At 39.0% G+C, this 18,772-nt stretch carries 19 protein-coding genes; 8 read left to right on the forward strand and 11 right to left on the reverse strand.

Annotated elements, in window-relative coordinates:
• Nucleotides 1–31 precede the first annotated feature (31 nt).
• A complete protein-coding gene (locus OQ268_RS13770; RefSeq protein WP_265856841.1) occupies nucleotides 32–1,555 on the forward strand; it encodes a DUF4394 domain-containing protein in 1,524 nt (507 codons plus the stop codon).
• Between the two features lie 118 nt (nucleotides 1,556–1,673).
• Here the strand turns inward: OQ268_RS13770 and OQ268_RS13775 are convergent, their stop codons facing one another.
• Complete coding sequence (locus tag OQ268_RS13775) at nucleotides 1,674–1,949, reverse strand: hypothetical protein (protein ID WP_265856843.1); 276 nt, start codon at nucleotides 1,947–1,949, stop codon at nucleotides 1,674–1,676.
• Nucleotides 1,946–2,545: a sigma-70 family RNA polymerase sigma factor gene (locus OQ268_RS13780; protein WP_265856844.1), complete on the reverse strand. Its 600-nt coding sequence runs from the start codon at nucleotides 2,543–2,545 to the stop codon at nucleotides 1,946–1,948. Before OQ268_RS13780 ends, OQ268_RS13775 begins: the two co-directional genes overlap by 4 nt.
• A 272-nt stretch (nucleotides 2,546–2,817) precedes the next feature.
• Between OQ268_RS13780 and OQ268_RS13785 the strand changes: the two genes are divergently transcribed.
• The 4 genes from OQ268_RS13785 (at nucleotide 2,818) to ettA (ending at nucleotide 7,324) form a co-directional block, all read left to right on the forward strand.
• Nucleotides 2,818–3,201, forward strand: coding sequence for a DoxX family protein (locus OQ268_RS13785; RefSeq protein ID WP_265856845.1), 384 nt, complete (start codon nucleotides 2,818–2,820; stop codon nucleotides 3,199–3,201).
• 1 nt (nucleotide 3,202) lies between these two features.
• Complete coding sequence (locus tag OQ268_RS13790) at nucleotides 3,203–3,706, forward strand: hypothetical protein (RefSeq protein ID WP_265856847.1); 504 nt, start codon at nucleotides 3,203–3,205, stop codon at nucleotides 3,704–3,706.
• Nucleotides 3,694–5,475 carry an NRDE family protein gene (locus tag OQ268_RS13795; RefSeq protein WP_265856849.1) on the forward strand — a complete coding sequence of 594 codons (1,782 nt, stop codon included), beginning with the start codon at nucleotides 3,694–3,696 and terminating at the stop codon, nucleotides 5,473–5,475. The genes OQ268_RS13790 and OQ268_RS13795 overlap by 13 nt, the downstream gene beginning before the upstream one ends.
• A gap of 169 nt (nucleotides 5,476–5,644) precedes the next feature.
• On the forward strand, nucleotides 5,645–7,324 hold the full coding sequence (ettA, locus tag OQ268_RS13800) for an energy-dependent translational throttle protein EttA (protein ID WP_265856850.1): 1,680 nt from the start codon (nucleotides 5,645–5,647) through the stop codon (nucleotides 7,322–7,324).
• Between the two features lie 136 nt (nucleotides 7,325–7,460).
• On the opposite strand, the gene OQ268_RS13805 is transcribed toward ettA, so the two are convergent.
• The 3 genes from OQ268_RS13805 to OQ268_RS13815 are packed head-to-tail and all read right to left on the reverse strand — an operon-like array spanning nucleotide 7,461 to nucleotide 9,775.
• Nucleotides 7,461–8,186, reverse strand: coding sequence for a GDSL-type esterase/lipase family protein (locus OQ268_RS13805; protein ID WP_265856853.1), 726 nt, complete (start codon nucleotides 8,184–8,186; stop codon nucleotides 7,461–7,463).
• Between the two features lie 21 nt (nucleotides 8,187–8,207).
• Nucleotides 8,208–8,438 (reverse strand): DUF1456 family protein, encoded by a 231-nt coding sequence (locus tag OQ268_RS13810; protein WP_265856854.1) that lies wholly within the window; start codon nucleotides 8,436–8,438, stop codon nucleotides 8,208–8,210.
• A gap of 32 nt (nucleotides 8,439–8,470) precedes the next feature.
• Entirely contained in the window at nucleotides 8,471–9,775 is a 1,305-nt protein-coding gene (locus OQ268_RS13815; RefSeq protein ID WP_265856856.1) for a DEAD/DEAH box helicase, read from the reverse strand.
• A gap of 483 nt (nucleotides 9,776–10,258) precedes the next feature.
• Between OQ268_RS13815 and OQ268_RS13820 the strand changes: the two genes are divergently transcribed.
• The 3 genes from OQ268_RS13820 to OQ268_RS13830 are packed head-to-tail and all read left to right on the forward strand — an operon-like array spanning nucleotide 10,259 to nucleotide 11,809.
• Nucleotides 10,259–10,732 (forward strand): ribonuclease H-like YkuK family protein, encoded by a 474-nt coding sequence (locus OQ268_RS13820; protein ID WP_265856857.1) that lies wholly within the window; start codon nucleotides 10,259–10,261, stop codon nucleotides 10,730–10,732.
• Nucleotides 10,733–10,779: 47 nt separating this feature from the next.
• Nucleotides 10,780–11,310 (forward strand): TlpA family protein disulfide reductase, encoded by a 531-nt coding sequence (locus tag OQ268_RS13825; protein WP_265856859.1) that lies wholly within the window; start codon nucleotides 10,780–10,782, stop codon nucleotides 11,308–11,310.
• A gap of 31 nt (nucleotides 11,311–11,341) precedes the next feature.
• Complete coding sequence (locus tag OQ268_RS13830) at nucleotides 11,342–11,809, forward strand: SRPBCC family protein (RefSeq protein ID WP_265856861.1); 468 nt, start codon at nucleotides 11,342–11,344, stop codon at nucleotides 11,807–11,809.
• 4 nt (nucleotides 11,810–11,813) lie between these two features.
• On the opposite strand, the gene OQ268_RS13835 is transcribed toward OQ268_RS13830, so the two are convergent.
• The 6 genes from OQ268_RS13835 to OQ268_RS13860 all read right to left on the reverse strand — a co-directional run bounded on the left by OQ268_RS13835 (nucleotide 11,814) and on the right by OQ268_RS13860 (nucleotide 18,240).
• On the reverse strand, nucleotides 11,814–12,395 hold the full coding sequence (locus OQ268_RS13835; protein WP_265856862.1) for a hypothetical protein: 582 nt from the start codon (nucleotides 12,393–12,395) through the stop codon (nucleotides 11,814–11,816).
• A gap of 80 nt (nucleotides 12,396–12,475) precedes the next feature.
• A complete protein-coding gene (locus OQ268_RS13840) occupies nucleotides 12,476–13,501 on the reverse strand; it encodes a porin (protein ID WP_265856864.1) in 1,026 nt (341 codons plus the stop codon).
• Between the two features lie 37 nt (nucleotides 13,502–13,538).
• A complete protein-coding gene (locus OQ268_RS13845; RefSeq protein WP_265856866.1) occupies nucleotides 13,539–14,945 on the reverse strand; it encodes an ammonium transporter in 1,407 nt (468 codons plus the stop codon).
• 343 nt (nucleotides 14,946–15,288) lie between these two features.
• Nucleotides 15,289–16,236 (reverse strand): TIGR01212 family radical SAM protein, encoded by a 948-nt coding sequence (locus tag OQ268_RS13850; protein ID WP_265856883.1) that lies wholly within the window; start codon nucleotides 16,234–16,236, stop codon nucleotides 15,289–15,291.
• Nucleotides 16,237–16,606: 370 nt separating this feature from the next.
• Nucleotides 16,607–17,800, reverse strand: a complete 1,194-nt coding sequence (locus tag OQ268_RS13855) for a phosphoglycerate kinase (protein ID WP_322974016.1) — start codon at nucleotides 17,798–17,800, stop codon at nucleotides 16,607–16,609.
• A gap of 8 nt (nucleotides 17,801–17,808) precedes the next feature.
• The gene (locus OQ268_RS13860) at nucleotides 17,809–18,240 is read right to left on the reverse strand and encodes a GNAT family N-acetyltransferase (RefSeq protein WP_265856868.1); all 432 of its coding nucleotides are present in this window, start codon (nucleotides 18,238–18,240) and stop codon (nucleotides 17,809–17,811) included.
• Nucleotides 18,241–18,772: the final 532 nt, after the last annotated feature.

Consider the following 18,772-nt stretch of genomic DNA (forward strand, 5'->3'; position numbering starts at 1 on the left):
ACCTTATTTCTTAAATAAACATTTTAAAAACATGATTAAAATTAAACACTTAATCTTTGTAGCCCTATGTGCTATTCTGACCCCTATTCTCTTTTCTGCATGCAAAAAAGACAGGAACAATGACATTGAAACCCTGGTTCCAGGACCGGATGTTAATTTTTACGCCTTAACCGCCGATAGTAAATTATTGTTGATTAACGCAAAAAATCCTTCATCAATAACCTCATCGGTAAATATTTCTGGCTTACAAACCGGAGAAACACTTCTAGGTATCGATTTCCGCCCGGCAACCGGCCAATTGTATGGCATTGGCAGCAGTAGCCGTTTATATGTAATCGATTTAAAAACCGGTGCTGCAAGAGCTATCTCAACCGCTGCATTTACTCCGGCAATTACCGGCACTGCTGCAGGTTTCGATTTTAACCCAACGGTAGACCGCATTCGTTTTGTAAGCAACAGCGGGCAAAACCTCCGTTTAAATCCAGAAACCGGAACGGTAGCTGCAACAGATGGTTCTATTAACGGCGTAGCCAATACCAAAATTGGTTCAGTAGCTTATACACAAAACAAAGCTGGTGTAACCACTACAACCCTTTTCGATATTGATGGGGCTACAGATAAGCTATACAAACAAGATCCACCAAATGATGGTAAACTGGTTGAAGTTGGAAGCTTAGGATACGATGTTGATGATATGGGAGGTTTCGATATCAATCCAGATGGTACTGCAGCGATCGCCGCACTAACTGTTAGCGGTGCTTCAGGTCTATATACTATCGATCTTAACACTGGTAAAGCTGCCAAAATCGGTAATTTGCCATCAGGCATTACTGGATTGGCCATACCAACAGAGCCAGTTGCCTATGCAGTTTCTAACAACAATGAGCTTCTGATTTTTAATCCAATGGCTGCGACACCAACCATTAGTATCAAAGCCATCACCGGAATCCAAGCTGGAGAAAGCATTTTAGGAATCGATATGCGTCCGTTAACCGGACAACTTTATGCTTTGGGTAGCACTAGTCGTGTATATACTATTAACATGTCATCTGGTTTGGCAGCTGCCGTAGGTACTGCACCACTTAGCACACTTCTAAACGGAACACAATTCGGTTTCGATTTTAACCCAACGGTAGACAGAATTAGAATTGTAAGTAACCTTGGCCAGAATTTGAGATTTAATCCTTTAGATGGCAGTGTAACTGTTGATGGAGGTATCTCGCTTACAACTGCTGCCGTATCTGGCGCAGCCTATACCAACAATTTTGCTGGTGCAACTACAACTGTATTATTTGATATCGATTCTAATGGTGATCGTTTATATAAACAAGATCCGCCTAATATGGGTACTTTGGTAGATGTTGGCGCTTTGGGCATCAATGTAGAATCAAATAATGGTTTTGATATTGGTGGTACCAGTGGACTTGCTTACGGTTTGTTTACGGTAAGCGGTACACAAAGAATCTACAGCATTAACTTAACAACAGGTGCTGCAACAGCTGGTGCAACCATTTCAAATGCATCAAGAGGTTTTGCGCTTGGTTTAGGTTTCTAAATCCATTATCACATCCAAATAGAAAGTGGCTACGACTTAATTGTTGTGGCCATTCTCGTTTATCTCCAGGCTTAGTTTTGTTCTATCAGTAAAAACTCATGTTTATTTAAGCAATCAATCAGCCGTTCCCCTTTTTAAGCTCCTCAGCAATGCGCTTCTCAAGTGCAGCTTTAAAATCACCATTGATCTTAATGTTATGGCTATTTAAAAAACTATTCCTAACCATTTTATCTATCAATAAACTTTGCTTTTGAAAGAGCCGACAAACCGAACAACCAACCAGGTGATATTTCAATTCAAATTCCTCCTTAAAACTTATTCCGGCAATATTTTTCTTTTCGATAAGAAAAGTAGCCATACGGCAGTTGTATGTAATTTTCTTTAAACTATTCATAACCAATTTTTTTGAAGACAAGAGCGGAGGCTCAGTTTGGTACGGTGAATAATAACCCAAAAATTAGATGAGCTAATGCTTAAAGATGATAAAATGACATCAGTTTCCTCTTCATCGATATGTTTCAATGAAAACACAGCAGCCCACAACTTAGGTAGCTTTTGCATGCATTTTTGCAAAATAAGGTTAAACTCACGCTCGTTTATGGAATCTATAATTTCAGCAAAAGGCTGCGGAGCGTATTCTTTCTTCCAATGGCCATCGCTTTCATTGAAAAAGCGTTCAGTATTCTCTTCTGAAGTTGAAACGCTGTCGACATGATTTAAACCAGATGCCGACTTTCTATAATAATCCACAATCTTGTGTTTCAGGATTCCTGTAAGCCAGGTTCTTTCGCTGCTTTTTCCTTCAAATTTAGTTACTCCTTTCAAAGCAGCAAGAAAGGTATCCTGTATCAAATCCTGAGCAATATCTTCATCTCTTACCCGAACTAAAGCATATTTATAAAGGTAATCTGCATAAGCATGCACCCAATGGTCTGGGTTAAGAACATTTCTATCAATCTGTTCTTTGGTATCATTATTCTCTATCGCCATATCTTGCTAAATGGTGCAATAAATATAGCATATAAAATCCCGGCCGAATAATTCACGAAACTTTTAGCTGTTTCTTTAATAAGATGATGTGATGTTTTTTAGTACAAAAACCAGAATTGCTGTAAGGTTATTAGGTTTTGATCGACCAAATGACAAAAACCTGCTTTTAACACATTTCCAACAACACCTTTAAAGCCTGGAATAATAATGAAATGAATTTAAAAACAAAAGCAAGTCAGAACTAGCAAGAAAACTATTTATAAACCAACATCATGAATAAAACATTTATCTGGGCAGTAAGGCTATTGGCAGCCATTATCTTATTGCAAACACTCTTCTTTAAATTTTCTGCCGCTCCGGTTTCGGTATTTATTTTTCGCGAGTTAGGTCTCGAACCTCATGGAAGAATAGGAATTGGGATTTTAGAACTGATCGCTTCGGCACTCATTTTAATCCCTAAAACAACAATTTATGGTGCAGTGCTAGGGCTGGGTTTAATGGTGGGAGCGATTTTTTCGCACCTTACACAATTGGGAATTGTCGTGCAAAATGACATGGGTAAGCTATTTATGCTTGCATGTATTGTTTCAATTTGTTGCATAACCCTCATTGCCAATGATCGGCAGAAACTTTTAGACTTTATTAAATCAAAGTAATATGATCAACCAACTAACAGATGGGATATGCACATTGCTAGACCAAACCGAGCAAGCCATAACAAATATTACAGACTTACAATTTTCAGCGGGAGCAGCTCTTTTAGGTGGCGCTACAATCGGTCAACACATCAGGCACATCATTGAGTTCTATAACGAATTGTTTTTGGGTTATGAAACCGGAACTATTAATTACGACGACCGGAAGAGAGATCATGCCGTTGAAAACGATCGACAAATAGCGATAGCAAAAATAAAACATATTAAAGCTAATGTGAACAGGATAGACAGGCCGCTACATATCAAAGCTTCCTTGTCTTCAACCGAAGACGTTTTTCAAATGCCAACTACCTACTTTCGTGAACTGATGTACAACCTTGAGCATACGGTGCATCATATGGCGCTTATCAGGGTTGGCATTAATCTAAACTGTAAAATTAGCCTACCGCCAGATTTCGGTGTAGCGGCATCTACTATAAAATACCGACAAATATGTGCACAGTAACCTATCTTTCAACTAAGGATGGCAGGTTAATTACTTCAAACCGCGATGAAAATATTGAACGCGGACTGGCTAGTGCACCAGATTTGAGAAAGATTGGAACGGTAACGTTAGCCTATCCCACAGATCCAAAAAGCCAGGGAACCTGGATTGCGACCAAAGATAGTGGAGAGATTGTGGTGCTGTTAAATGGTGCTTTCAAAAATCATGTTAAAAAAGCAGCATATCGCCAGAGCCGAGGAATTATCTTGCTCGAAATTATTAAAGCCCCATCTCCCCTTAAGCACTTCGGCAACTCCGACTTTACAGGAATTGAGCAATTCACGCTTATTATCTCAACGGATGAGAAATTATACGAATGCCGTTGGGATGGGCTGAGCAAGCATATTCTAGAGAAAGACAGGTTTGGAAGCTATATCTGGTCGTCTGCCACATTGTATTCGAATGCTGTAAGCGCCCTACGAGAGAAATGGTTTTGTGCATGGCGAATGAAAAATAAGGAAATCACACAAATGGATGCTATGTTTTTCCATCACTTTACTGGTGAAGGTGATTCTGAAAGCAGCCTGGTAATGGATCTTGAAAACGGGATTTCTACTATGAGCATTACTTCAGTATTGGCTACAAAACGTCAGGTTAATATGGTTCATTGCGATCTAAAAGAGGATGTGACCTACACCAAAACCATCAACCGAAGTTTCGCGTTAAACAATTACTTTAAAAAATTAGGCAGGCATGTTCGTACTTTAAAAATTAAAACCCTCAACTGGGAATACTGGCCAATGCACTTAGTGTATGCACCAATGTATCTTTATTGGTTTTATTTGAGCCTAAAAGCAAGATCGTTGTTCTTCTTCAGTGCCGCAAACCCCATGAGGCAACACTCCGGTTTTGCAATGGAAAAGAAGAGCGATTGCTATAAACATCTTCCGCAACAATGCTATCCAAAATCAATTGGCTTTAATAGTCAAACTTCAACAACAGATTTGCTATTAGCCTTGAAAAAAAAGGAAATGGATTTTCCGGTAATTGTAAAACCAGAAATTGGTGAGCGTGGAACGGGTGTAAAATTAGTAAAGACCTTGCCTGATCTGGTGCAATACGTACAAAGTGCAAAAACCGATTTTTTGGTACAAGAATTTGTGACATTTGAAAAAGAAATTGGAATATTCTATTACCGCATGCCATCTGATAAATCTGGCACACTCACCGGAGTTGTTGAAAAAGAATTATTGAGTGTAAAAGGTGATGGAACATCTACCATTGCAGCCTTATTGAACAAAAATGACCGGCATTTTTTACAACTTCCCCTGCTCGAGACTACTAATCCGCTAGCACTATTGGAAATATTAAAGGTAGATGAAGAAAGGTTATTGGTTCCATTTGGAAACCACTGCAGGGGTGCGCTCTTTACCGACGTAAGCCACAAAATATCACCATCGCTAATTGATGTAATTGATCGCGTATGCAAACATTTGCCAGAATTTTACTTCGGTAGGTTAGATATTAAATACCATAGTTGGGAAAAATTGCTTCAGGGAGAAGATTTTTACATCATGGAAATTAATGGTGCTGCAAGCGAACCAGCGCACATGTACGACCCAAAACATTCGATATTTTTCGCCTGGCGTGAAATTAAGAAGCACTGGGATTTGCTTTATAAGATAAGTATGGTAAATGCAAGGCGTAGCAACAAACCATTAATGAACACAGCACAAGGCATAAAATTATTACGAGCGCATATAGCTTACAACAAAATGTTAAGGGAATAAACGAAGCTCTTACTTAGGTTATAGATATATCGCAAAGCATTTTGTTATAGTCGGGTTGTTTCTATCTTTGTAATCGGTTTTGGCACCGCCAAATCTTCATTATCAATAGGGCTTTAAACCTCACTTGGTAATTAACAGAAACCTTTTAAATCAAAATTAGAAAACAATCATGTCTGACGAAAAAATAATCTTTTCGATGGCGGGTGTAAATAAAATTTACCCTCCACAAAAACAGGTTTTAAAAAATATTTATCTTTCCTTCTTTTACGGTGCAAAAATTGGCGTAATCGGCTTAAACGGTTCTGGTAAGTCTTCCCTACTAAAAATTATTGCTGGCTTGGATAAAAGTTTCCAAGGAGAGGTTGTTTTCTCGCCAGGATTTTCAGTTGGGTACTTAGCGCAAGAACCAATTTTAGATCCCGAGAAAACCGTTCGTGAGGTAGTTGAAGAAGGCGTTGCCGAAATTACCGCAATTCTAAAAGAATATGAAGAAGTCAACGAAGCGTTTGGGCTAGAGGAAAATTATTCTGACCCGGATGCGATGGATAAACTAATGGCCAGACAAGGCGAACTGCAAGATAAAATTGATGCAGTTGGAGCCTGGGAACTCGATTCGAGGTTAGAGCGGGCTATGGATGCATTGCGTTGCCCGGATCCAGAAACCAAAATAGGTGTGCTATCTGGTGGTGAGCGTAGACGTGTTGCCATGTGCCGCCTGCTATTACAAAAACCCGATGTGTTGTTGTTAGATGAGCCAACCAACCACCTGGATGCCGAAAGCATAGATTGGCTAGAGCAATTTTTACAAAATTACGAAGGTACCGTTATTGCCGTTACCCACGATAGGTATTTCTTAGATAACGTTGCCGGCTGGATTTTGGAGCTTGATCGCGGAGAAGGCATTCCGTGGAAAGGAAACTACAGCAGCTGGTTAGATCAAAAAGCAAAACGTTTATCGCAAGAAGAAAAAACAGAAAGCAAGCGCCAGAAAACTTTGGAACGAGAATTGGAATGGGTACGTATGGCTCCAAAAGCACGCCATGCCAAATCAAAAGCCCGTTTAGCGAATTATGATAAACTTGCTTCAGAAGACGGAAAAGAAAGGGAAGACAAACTGGAGTTGTTTATTCCAGCAGGGCCACGTTTAGGAAATGTGGTTATCGAAGCAACCAATGTTACCAAAAGTTATGGCGATAAAGTGTTGTTTGATAATTTGAATTTTTCTCTGCCCCCTGCTGGTATTGTAGGCATTATTGGCCCGAATGGTGCAGGTAAAACTACCTTGTTCAGATTAATTACCGGGCAGGAAGAACCAGATAATGGTACTTTCCGTGTAGGCGACACAGTAGAATTAGGTTATGTAGATCAAATGCATAACGATTTAGATGCAGACAAAACCGTGTACGAAAACATCACTGACGGGCTAGATAATATACAACTTGGCAACAAAGCTGTTAACGGCAGGGCCTATGTTTCGAAATTTAACTTCAACGGCGGAGATCAGCAGAAAAAAGTAGGCATTTTATCTGGTGGAGAACGCAACCGGGTTCATTTAGCCATCACACTTAAAAAGGGGGCTAACGTGTTATTACTGGATGAGCCTACCAATGATATTGACGTGAATACACTACGGGCTTTAGAAGAAGCACTTGAAAACTTCGGAGGTTGCGCAGTTGTAATCAGTCACGATAGGTGGTTCTTAGATAGAATTTGTACCCATATTCTGGCATTCGAAGGAAATTCGGAGGTTTATTTCTTTGAAGGAAATTACTCTGACTACGAAGAAAATCGTAAAAAACGTTTGGGAGATATTGCACCTAAACGCATCAGGTATAAAAAACTTAACTAATTAAGCTGAGTAGCTCATCATCTCAAGAACGATGGCTTTCTTATTATTAAAGCGCTTGTCGAAATGTTTCAACATCAAGTTTGTTGTGTTTCGACAAGCTTTTTTTGGCCTACTCCAAACCAAATTATCTCTTAGCTTACAATCTGCCTAATTCTTTCTTAAGTGCCAAATCTGTTACGGCTTCCATTACTTTATAGCCTGCCAGGTTTGGGTGCACACCGTCTGTGGTGTATTCTGCTTTTTGCCCATCGCGTTCATCACGAAGCGGTGTCCAGTAATCTACAACGGCAAGCTTGTTTTCATTCGCGTAATTCACAATGGTTTCATTTAACGAGATGATTTGTTCTGCCACACCAGTTAGGCTTTTATTCCAGGGGTATTCGTTGATAGGTAAATATTTACATAGAAATACTTTAATATGGTGTTTCTTAGCCAACTCTACCATCGATTTGATGTTATCTAAAACTGTTTTGTTACTTACATGACCTTTATTAGATGCCAAATCGTTACTTCCTGCCAAGATAATAACGGCTTTTGGTTTTAAATCTATCACATCCTGTCTGAACCTGATTAGCAATTGCGGAGAAAGTTGCCCGCTGATTCCCCGGTCGACGTATGGGTTTTGGTTAAAGTATGCTGGATCCTTTTGTTTCCAGAATTCGAAAATAGAACTTCCTAAAAAAACAACCCGTTTTTCACCTTTTCTTGGAAGCTTTAAAGTGTCATTTTCTTTTTGATATTTAGAGAGCGCCGCCCAGTCATCAGAAAAATCTTCTTTCTTTGTCGACAAATTTTGCTGCGCAATAACCGTTTGGGTACTTATGGTAAAGGCTAATATGAACAAATAAATCTTAATCCTCATAACTCGTAATTATATGTAAATTTATTTCTTTTCTTCTTTTGGTCCGCGTTTGTAAATTACCAAGCCATTCAAAAAATTTCTCAAAATCTGATCGCCGCATGGCTTAAAGTTCTCATGATCTTCATTTCTAAAGATATCGCCCAATTCTGCCTTGGTAACCTTAAAGCCTACCAGGTCGCAAATTGTAATGATGTCTTCCGTTTTAAGTGATAGCGCCACTCTTAGTTTTTTTAGGATATCGTTGTTACTCATTGTATAATTTTTATGTATGTACCTGGTTTATGCTAGCTTGCGATGGCTACTTTCAGTTTTTTTCCCTTGATTTTTTCGGAACTTAACTTCTGGAGGAGCCCATCTACCTGATGCCTTTTTACCGCAACATAGCTGGCTGAATCTTTCACCTCGATGAGACCTAAATCCTCTTTTCCGATGCCTCCTTTCTTCAAGAAAACGCCAACAATGTCTACCTTGTTTATTTTATCTTTTCTTCCGTTAGGGATATATAAGGTTACCCAGTCGCTTGCCTGTGGCGGTTGGTAGGTTTCTTCCAGATTTTCCTCGTCAACATCGGCGGGTAAATACTTGTAATGCTCTTCTGGTGTAAGCATAACAAAGGCGGTTCCCGTTGCATTCATTCTCGCCGTCCTACCATTTCTGTGGATATAAGCATCTTCGGTATAAGGCAATTGGTAGTGCACAATATTTTCCACTTCCGGAATATCCAGGCCCCGGGCGGCCAAATCTGTAGTGATTAAAATCTTATGGCTTCCATTTCGAAACTTAAGCAATGCTTTCTCCCTATCGAACTGTTCCATGCCTCCATGAAAAACATCGTGGCCCAAACCATGTTCGAAAAGCAAATCACTAATTCGATCTACTGTTTCTCTATGGTTACAAAAAACCAGGGTATTCTTCGAGCCAATTTTGCTCAGTAGTTTTAAGAGAACCGATAGCTTGTCTGCAGCAGCGGCTGTAACTTGCTTTAGTTGTAAATTAGGCTTCGCTGCTACGTTTCTAGAAAAATCAATTTCTGCAGGCTCATTTAGTTTTACAAAAGCCGGAATCTCTTCCATTTTTGTAGCAGAGGTAAGTATTCGTTGATTTACTGAGTAGAGTGCATTGATAATATAAGACATATCTTGCTCGAATCCAAATTCGAGTGATTTATCAAATTCATCAAGTACCAAGGTGGTAATAAAAGACTCGTCGAAATTACGATTCTCTATGTGGTAAGCGATACGGCCAGGTGTACCTATTAGAACCGCTGGTGGATGTGCGAGGTTATTTTTTTCTACACGCACCGCATGGCCACCATAACAACAATTAACCTTGAAAGCAGTTCCCATTTGCCTGAATACCTGTTCAATTTGCAAGGCCAACTCTCTTGATGGCACGATGATCAAGGCTTGCACCCCAGTAATTTCGGGTTTTAATTTGTTAATCAGTGGCAGTAAAAAGGCTAGCGTTTTGCCAGACCCGGTTGGCGCAATAAGGAGAATGTCTTTCCCAAGAGATGCTTGCTTAATGGTTGCTTCCTGCAACTCATTAAGCGAAGCAATATTTAATTTCTTTAAGGCATTTGCTATCATCGGTGCCAAAGATAAGCATTTATAATCCTCGCCTTAAAAATTGGCAATTAGAACCTAAAAAATTTCCTTTTGAACCTCTTTAAAAGAGAAAAGTTAAACTTATTTTCTAGTTGGAGTAACATGTTTCCCCGCTTGGAAACAGAAGATTGTACTTTCTCGGTAACCAAATCCACAGAAGCTTTAAATCTATCGGTGAGGTCATCTGCAAATTTGTTAGCCCTACTATTTTGTAATAGTTGAAATTCTTGAATGAGTTCAGTTTTCATAATATATGAATGATTTAGTTCAACAATACCATATTAACGATGCCTAACCGTATTTGTTTCAAAAAAAACCACATGATTTTCACCAGAAATTAACTAACTTGGTGATAACTAGTTTTTTGTTAGCAAATAAACAATCTACGTTTAACATACATTTAATTTAAAGCCCTTATTTTTATAAAAACCTGATTATCATTAAGTAAACCCAATATATATATATATGGTCTGGAAAAAATTTAGTGGCGAAATCATTCAGTCTTCAATCCACGAAGAAATTGAAAAATCAATTGTTAGAGAAACCGAAAATGGATATAAGTTGAAAGTATGCATCGGAACCGATTCGCAGGTAAAAGGATTGGTAACTGATTTTGCAACGGTTATTGTATTGCTAAGAGAGCACCATGGCGGATTCATGTACATCCATCAGGAAAAAAGCACTCAACAAGTTAGCATTAAGGAAAGAATGTTAGTTGAAGTGCAAAAATCAATTGAAACTGCTTATTCGATTTGCGATTTGCTTGACCTGTACGATGTGGCGCTAGAAGTACACGCCGACATTAATACAAATCCATCTTTCAAATCGAACAAGGCATTGAACGATGCAATGGGTTATATTTTAAGTATGGGCTTTATTTTTAAAGCCAAGCCCGAAGCTTTTGCAAGTTCAACTTGTGCAGATAAAATGGTGCACTAATATAGGATTACAGAAATTTAGAGTATCTTTATTCATATTTTTTATAGATGAAAAAGATACTATTTCTATGTGTTGCTCTTTGCGCAGTTATTACCGGTTTTGCCCAAAAAAACGACCCCACTACGTTAACTAAACTAGGCGACCAGTCACCTGATTTTTCTTTCGAAATTGAAAAAGGTAAAACGGTTAATCTATCCCAATTTAAGGGAAAACTAATATTGATTAATTTATTTGCCACATGGTGCCCACCATGCAATACAGAGCTTCCTTTAGTGCAAACACAAATTTGGGATAAGTATAAGGAGAATAACAATTTTGCTTTCTTTGTTTTTGGTCGCGAAGAAGGGTGGGATAAACTAATTCCTTACAAAACAAAAAAGGGATTTACATTTCCCATACTTCCTGATCTAAATAGAGAGGTCTTCGGCAAATTCGCAACCCAGTCTATCCCCAGAAACGTTTTAATAGATGAAACGGGCAAAATCATCTATCAATCCATCGGGTACGAACCAGCAGAGTTTAAATCCATGGTAGCGCTGATCGATCAGAAATTAAAATCAATAGCGCAAACAAAATAATCATTATATCCTTATCTCTTAAATAGCATTCTTGAAAACTTACCGTTTAGAATTTACGCAAAAAATACCAGTTGATTTGGATACCGCATGGGAATTCTTCTCATCGCCGCTTAATTTGGCAGAGATTACGCCAACAGACATGACTTTTGACGTGACTACGCCCAACATGGAAAATACCAAAATGTATCCAGGCTTAATCATTACCTACAAAGTATCGCCTTTACTGGGTATTAAGCTAGATTGGATGACGGAAATTACCCATGTAAAAGATCGATCCTATTTTATTGATGAGCAGCGATTCGGCCCGTTTGCCTTTTGGCACCACCAGCACCATTTTACTGAAATTGATGGTGGAGTTTTAATGCACGACATCTTACACTATGCAATAGGCTTCGGGCCAATAGGAAAGATTGCCAATGCCATCACCGTACACAAGAAAATTAATGAGATTTTTAATTTCAGATACAAAAAAGTAGAAGAAATTTTCGGCAAATATTAATCGCTTACCAAGTTTTAGTTGATACCGGCGATTTAGCTTTCGCTATTGGCTTAACAGCATTATCAGTAGCCATATCCTTTTGAATGGTTTCGGCAAATTTAGTCACCTTTTGATAAGCACTTTCGTGAATATCTTTCCACTGTGCTGCCGTTAACTTATCTACCTCTTTTTCTAGTGGCGTGCCTACGTTTTTTGTAGGTACGAAGTTGCCATAACGATCTCTTTGGTAAGGAATAAAACTCATATCTGTTAGCCAGAACCTATATTTACCATTCCGCGATTCAAAGTTTAGCGAATACAGCAGCTCGCCACTAGGATGACCAACTACTAATACAGTTTTATCTATAATTAATCGTCCGTTAGCCTGGACTGAAGAGTCGGTTTCACTAAGCACTTTGATGAGCTTTTTATTCTTGCTGAAGAAAGATTTAGCCCGACTAATTAGTGTTTGCTGACTCGCCTGAGGGCTCTCGACTACTTTATAAAAAATAAACTTACCATCATCGCCTTTATCAAACTGTTTCTGCTGCGCAAATAACTGCAGGGACAGCATGAATAAGCCCAGGAAAATTATATGTTTCATCATAAAGTTTAAAGTCAGTTTTAAAGTTAATAAAAAGCCGCCAGTTTGTTGAGCTGGCAGCTGGTAAATCCAAGAACTAAATTTTAAAAAGCATAAACTGCTGCCAAAGAAAATTGACCTGCATTTGGTGCAGCCATTCCGCTCTCTTTCAAGAATGGCATATCTTTGTTATGATCCAATCTGATTTCAGGTATAAACGTTAAACCTCCTGATTTGATATTTGCAGTAAAGGTAACCGCAGTATAAGCTGTAGCAGGAACAACACCTGCCGCTTTAAAGTTAAAATATTCTCCTCTTAAACCTAATGTAACAGCATCTGCAACAGCAAATTGAGGGTACAAAGCAGCACCTGCATAACTTCCAGGGGTTGAACTGTCTTTAATATCGTAATTTGCTGCATTTAAGCCCAGTTTAAATTTTTCCGTAATCTGGTAAGAGGTTGTCAAATCCACAATGGTTCCGTAACCACCGAAACCTGCGCCAGACAATGCATTAATATAGGCAGTCCAGCCTTCTACCGGAGATACCATCAATTGTCCGCCTACCGCAGATACACCTCTCGATGCGGTGTACACATTCCAGTCGTTAAACAATCCAGCCATTAGACTCACTTTATCTGAGAATTTGTAGGTTGCTTTAATTCCGGCATTCTGAAACGGCCCATTGGTAAATAAGTAAGAAGTAGAGTAGTTAAAATTTCCGACAGGAGAAATTACTTCATACCCGATAAAGGTACCCATGTATCCAGCAGTCATCGAAAACTGATCACTAAAGTCGTAATTCACATACAAGTTTTGAATGTTAAAAGACGAACCGCCTGCAGCTGCATTAGGAATAGATTGGGATTGTCCTCTCGGACCAAATGATAGCTCACCAACAAATGATGCTTTACCTGTTTTCTTTTTCAAGGCAATGTCGATCATACCTAAAGACACCGAGTTGTGATCGGTAACAAAAGATGTTTTAGCATTGCCAGGTTGTTTTGCAAAATCGTATTTAAAATAGGTATCAACGGAGCCAGAAATCTCAAGTGGAGATGTTGGAGTTTCTTGAGCTAGGGCACACGTAGTGCAGGCCATACTAAATATAGCAGTTAAAAATTTCTTCATGTTTGAGCTAGTGGGGTTTAGATATTAATTAATTTGGTTAAGATAATGACTCTGTTAAAGGACTATTTTTCTCGATATAAACGGCTCTTTCTTCAACCAATAAAGTACCTTGAGAATATTTCTCGTTGTGTTGAGACTCATCAAGACCCATTTCTTCTTCCTCTTCAGATACGCGGATCGGTTGGATTAGGTTAATGAATTTGAAGATCACAAATGACACTACAAAGCTGAACAAGATTACTATAACAGCACCTTTTAATTGTGTAAAGAAGAACTCCGGATTACCATAAAATAGGCCGTCAGCACCTAAGCTATTAACTGTTTTTGTAGCAAATACACCTGTTAAAATCATTCCCACAATACCGCCAACACCATGACAAGGAAATACGTCTAATGTATCATCTAAACTTGTTTTTTGTTTCCATGAAACTACAAGGTTAGAAATTACAGCTGCAATTGCGCCAATAAAAATACTCGATGGAATGCTTACAAAACCCGCACCTGGGGTAATGGCTACCAAGCCAACAACAGCACCAATACAGAAACCTAATACCGATGGTTTCTTACCTCTTGCTACATCAAAAAACATCCACGATAAACCTGCGGCACCAGCTGCCGTATTGGTAGTTAAAAAAGCAGAAACTGCTAAACTACTTGCTCCTAGTGCCGAACCAGCATTAAAACCAAACCAACCGAACCAAAGTAACCCCGTGCCAATTAGCACATACGGAATGTTTGCAGGCGGCACTTCTTTATGCTCTAAGTGAGACTTTCTGCGTTTTAATACTAAGGCTCCAGCTAAAGCGGCCATACCTGCAGAGATGTGTACAACAGTACCACCAGCAAAATCTAGCACGCCCATTTTCAACAAGAATCCTTGTGGATGCCAGGTCCAGTGCGCCAATGGAGAGTAGACAAATACTGCAAAAAGTACAATAAATAGAATGTAAGAAGTAAAACGAATACGCTCTGCCACTGCACCTACAACCAGCCCTGGCGTAATGATGGCAAACATTAATTGAAATACAGCAAATAGTGAAAGTGGAATAGTTAAGTCAGAACCGCCCTCTAAGTGTGGCGCACCAGAATTAACACCCTTAAAAAATAAAAATGTAGATGGGTTTCCAATAAAACCGCCAATGGTATCGCCAAATGCCAGGCTAAAGCCCACCACTGTCCAAAGTACGGTAATCACTCCAGCAGCAACAACACTTTTAATCATGGTTGATAGCACGTTCTTTCTATGTACCATACCGCCATAGAAAAATGCCAAACCTGGAGTCATTAAAAACACCAATGCAGAAGCAATTAAAATAAAGGCCATATCGGGTCCGCTATATTTTCCTTCATCAAAATTTGGAAGCAAAGGAACAAATAGAGCGAGGATTGCGACAATCATTAAGATCGCAAAGGGCGCATACTGTTTAAAGGATAATCTACTCATAGTTTTTAGTTTAATTTGTTTGTATTGTATAATTTCTAATATTTAGTAATATTTTTTTATAAAAATACGAGATATTGTACTTTTTACACTATAAACTAAAATTTTTCTAATGAAATTGCGTAATTTTTGTAAAACACAACATATTTTGAAGCTGAAATTAACAATAATTCAAAAACGCAGGTATTTTTAACGCGGTTTTTAATAAATATTAAACTGTAAAAAAAGCGTAAATAACCATATTTATACTAAAAATCATTAGAAATGGACTTTGAAAACCTACATAAATCAAAAAACCTACAAAAAATTGTAGGTTTTTAAGAAAATTTAAATAAAAGATTAGAAACTACACAATGTATGAAGATCCCTGGACCACCCCGCGTTTTTCTATCTCTTTATCAATAAATGTTTGAATTGCCGATTTATTTAGCCCCCAATTAGGTGCAATAAGTAAATCCCAATCAGAAATTCCGAATAAACGTTGTATTACAATATCTGGTCGCAACAACGGAATCAATTCACAAAGCAAATCGGTATATTCTTCCAGGGTAAAAAGCTTAAAGGGTTCCTTTTTATATTTTGCCCCCATGATCGATCCTTCAACAATATGTAAATGATGGAATTTTACAAACTTAATTTGCGGAAACCGATTGATCTCATGAATGTAACCATACATTTGTTCCCTCGTTTCCCAAGGAAAGCCGAAAATAGTATGCACACATAAATCGAGCTTGCTATTTTTTAGCAGCTCAACCGCAGCTACAAACTCTTCGTGACTACATCCGCGGTTAATTTGCTCCAGGGTATCATTGTAAATCGATTCCATTCCCATCTCCAAATCAACATCAAAGCGATCTGTATAGCTTTCTAATAAGGCCACTTTTTCTGCATCAATACAATCTGGACGAGTGCCAACCGCAAAGCCCACAATATCTTCGGTATTTACAGAAAGTGCTTCATCATACATCATCTTTAAATAATGCGTAGGCGCATAGGTATTGGTATTAGGCTGGAAGTAAACGATATACTTATCGGCCTTGTAAGAATTCTTAGCCCTAAGCATCCCCTCCTCCAGTTGGTCTTTAATGTTCGGATTCTGCCTTGATGGTTCCGGCGTAAAAGAATCTACATTGCAATATGTACAACCGCCATAACCCTTACTCCCATCCCGGTTGGGGCAGGTAAATCCGCCATCAACAATTACCTTAAATACGCGTTGCCCGTTATATTTCTCACGGAGATGAATCCCATAAGCATTATATCCCTTTATTCCCGAATCTATTGCAGTTCCCATGTTTGCAAAGTTAACAAATTGATTGGCCATTTACGATTTTGATCGGTTACAGTCTGCCACGATATTAGGAAAGCAGTAACAGAAATACAATTAAAGTATCATCCCTCCATTCGCTCATACGCCTTCAGGCCTTAGGCGCATGGCAGGTATCCGCTACTGTAGGGATTAGAGATGCGGTCTTGTGCTACCTATTAAAGTTAGCCAAGCCAATTGCCCAAAATTCCAGTAAATTCGTTAGGCAACACGAAACTCATAGGCAAAAAAAAGTATGGTAAAGCAACCATCTTAACTTTTTACTGCCTCAACTGACAGGCAAAAAGCACTTTTGGCTTTACCATACTGCTAATCGTGTTTTGTAAAACTTTTAGTTTTATTCGTTAATTGCCTTTACACCTGGCAACTCTTTTCCTTCCATATATTCTAATAAGGCTCCACCACCGGTAGATACATAACTTACTTCCTCTTCCATTCCGAACTTCGCAACTGCTGCAGCTGAATCGCCACCGCCAATTAACGAGAAAGCCCCATTTTCTTTAGTAGCGGCCACCACTGCATCTGCAACAGCTTTGGTACCCACTTGGAAGCTTTCCATTTCAAAAACGCCCATCGGCCCATTCCATAACAGGGTTTTAGAGTTTTTTATAACCTCTTGAAATAGCTCAACAGATTTTGGACCAATATCCAACCCCATCCAATCTGCCGGGATCTGGCCCGATGCTACATCCTTTTTGTCTGCATCGTTAGCAAATTTATCTGCAATTACCGTATCTACAGGTAAAACCAGGTTTACGCCCTTTGCTTTAGCCTTTTCTAACAACTCTAGAGATAGTGCCTGTTTATCAGCTTCTAAAAGCGAAGTACCAATCTCACCGCCTTGTGCTTTCGCAAAAGTGTAAGCCATACCTCCACCAATAATCAAATTATCAACTTTGTCTAACAATTTTTCAATTAACAAAATCTTATCAGATACTTTTGCACCCCCCATAATGGCTGTAAAAGGACGCTCTGCGTGATTCAATATCTTCTCTGCATTGGCAACTTCAGCAGCCATTAAATAACCAAAGTATTTTGCATCTGGAAAAAATTGTGCAATTACGGCGGTAGATGCATGTGCACGGTGTGCGGTTCCGAAAGCATCGTTCACATATACATCACCTAGTTTGGCAAGTTTTTCTGCAAAAGCCACATCGCCTTTCTCTTCTTCCTTATAAAAACGGAGGTTTTCCAGCAACAGGACATCTCCCGGAATCAGATTCTTTGCTTTTTCAACAGCACTTGTTCCGATACAATCGTCTGCAAACTTAACCTCAAGATCTAGCATACGCGACAAATCGCCCAAAATATGTTTAAGCGAATATTTATCTGTCGGACCATCTTTTGGTCTGCCCAGGTGCGACATTAAGATTACCGATCCACCATCATTTAATATTTTTGTAATGGTTGGTAGTGCGGCCCGCATTCTTTTATCGTCGGTGATTTTGAAATCATCATCCAATGGGACATTGAAATCTACCCTGATTAGTGCTTTTTTATCTTTAAAGTCTAACTGGTCAATTGTTTTCATGTTTATAATTATTTAAGTTTTAGTTTCATTTCATAGTGGAAGCCAATACCCGGAATATCAAACTCGGGTGATTCATTAACGAATCCAATTTTTTTATAGAAGGGTGCAGCAACAGATCTGGCATTGCACCAAAGGTATTCGGTTTTGTAAGCACTTAGGTATTCTATTGCAAACTGAATTAGTGCGCTACCCAATCCTCTTCCACCATAATCGGGGTGTGTAGCCATGCCCCGCAACTGGTATCCTTCCCCTTCTTCGGGAAAAAAGTCGTTACGCATGAAACTGGCTACAGATTTAATGGCTCCATCAGCAAGGTAGCCTAAGTGGAAAGTATCATATGCAGAATCGCCTTCAAAAACGCATTCTGCAAATGGTTTACCATTTCGTAACATTAAACTTCTCAATGGAAGTACTTCTTCCGGAAGGATGAATTTAACCATAGCGCTTACTCTCAGCCGGCAAACAATTCCATTAGCGATGTAATGGTGTAGCCTGGATGCTCACAAAGTTAACAAAGCATTTGAAACGAGCGCTATAGATTTTTTTAACAATCTTAATGTTGGGTGAGGAATAAGCGCAAAAAAACAATCATTGTATGTTCTGGGCAGTGGTGGATGTTATTTTGATTTCCCGGCTCTTGGGATTGACGGCGTACTTTGTTATAGCCTGTGAAGGGGTATTCGGTTGATGAATAGCGAGCCTTTTTTGTCGAGGAGACAGAATATAAATTGAAATGGGAATTATCTTCCGCTCTATGCCGCGGGGCATGGTACTTTGCTGCGCCAAAGTACCCAAAGCGCCTCGTCAATCCAGCTAGGAGCCTGCACACAACCCCTACGCATCAAAAAAACAGCGGCTCTTTGTTTTGCTCGTTTGTGCTAAGGGTTTGGTAAGTGTTTTTTTTTCGCAAAACCACTACGTTTGAGGTTTGCCAATGCAAGGTCTGCTGTTGTGCTCCTATTTTTTTGATCT

Source organism: Pedobacter sandarakinus (assembly GCF_026240095.1).
Classification (GTDB): domain Bacteria; phylum Bacteroidota; class Bacteroidia; order Sphingobacteriales; family Sphingobacteriaceae; genus Pedobacter; species Pedobacter sandarakinus.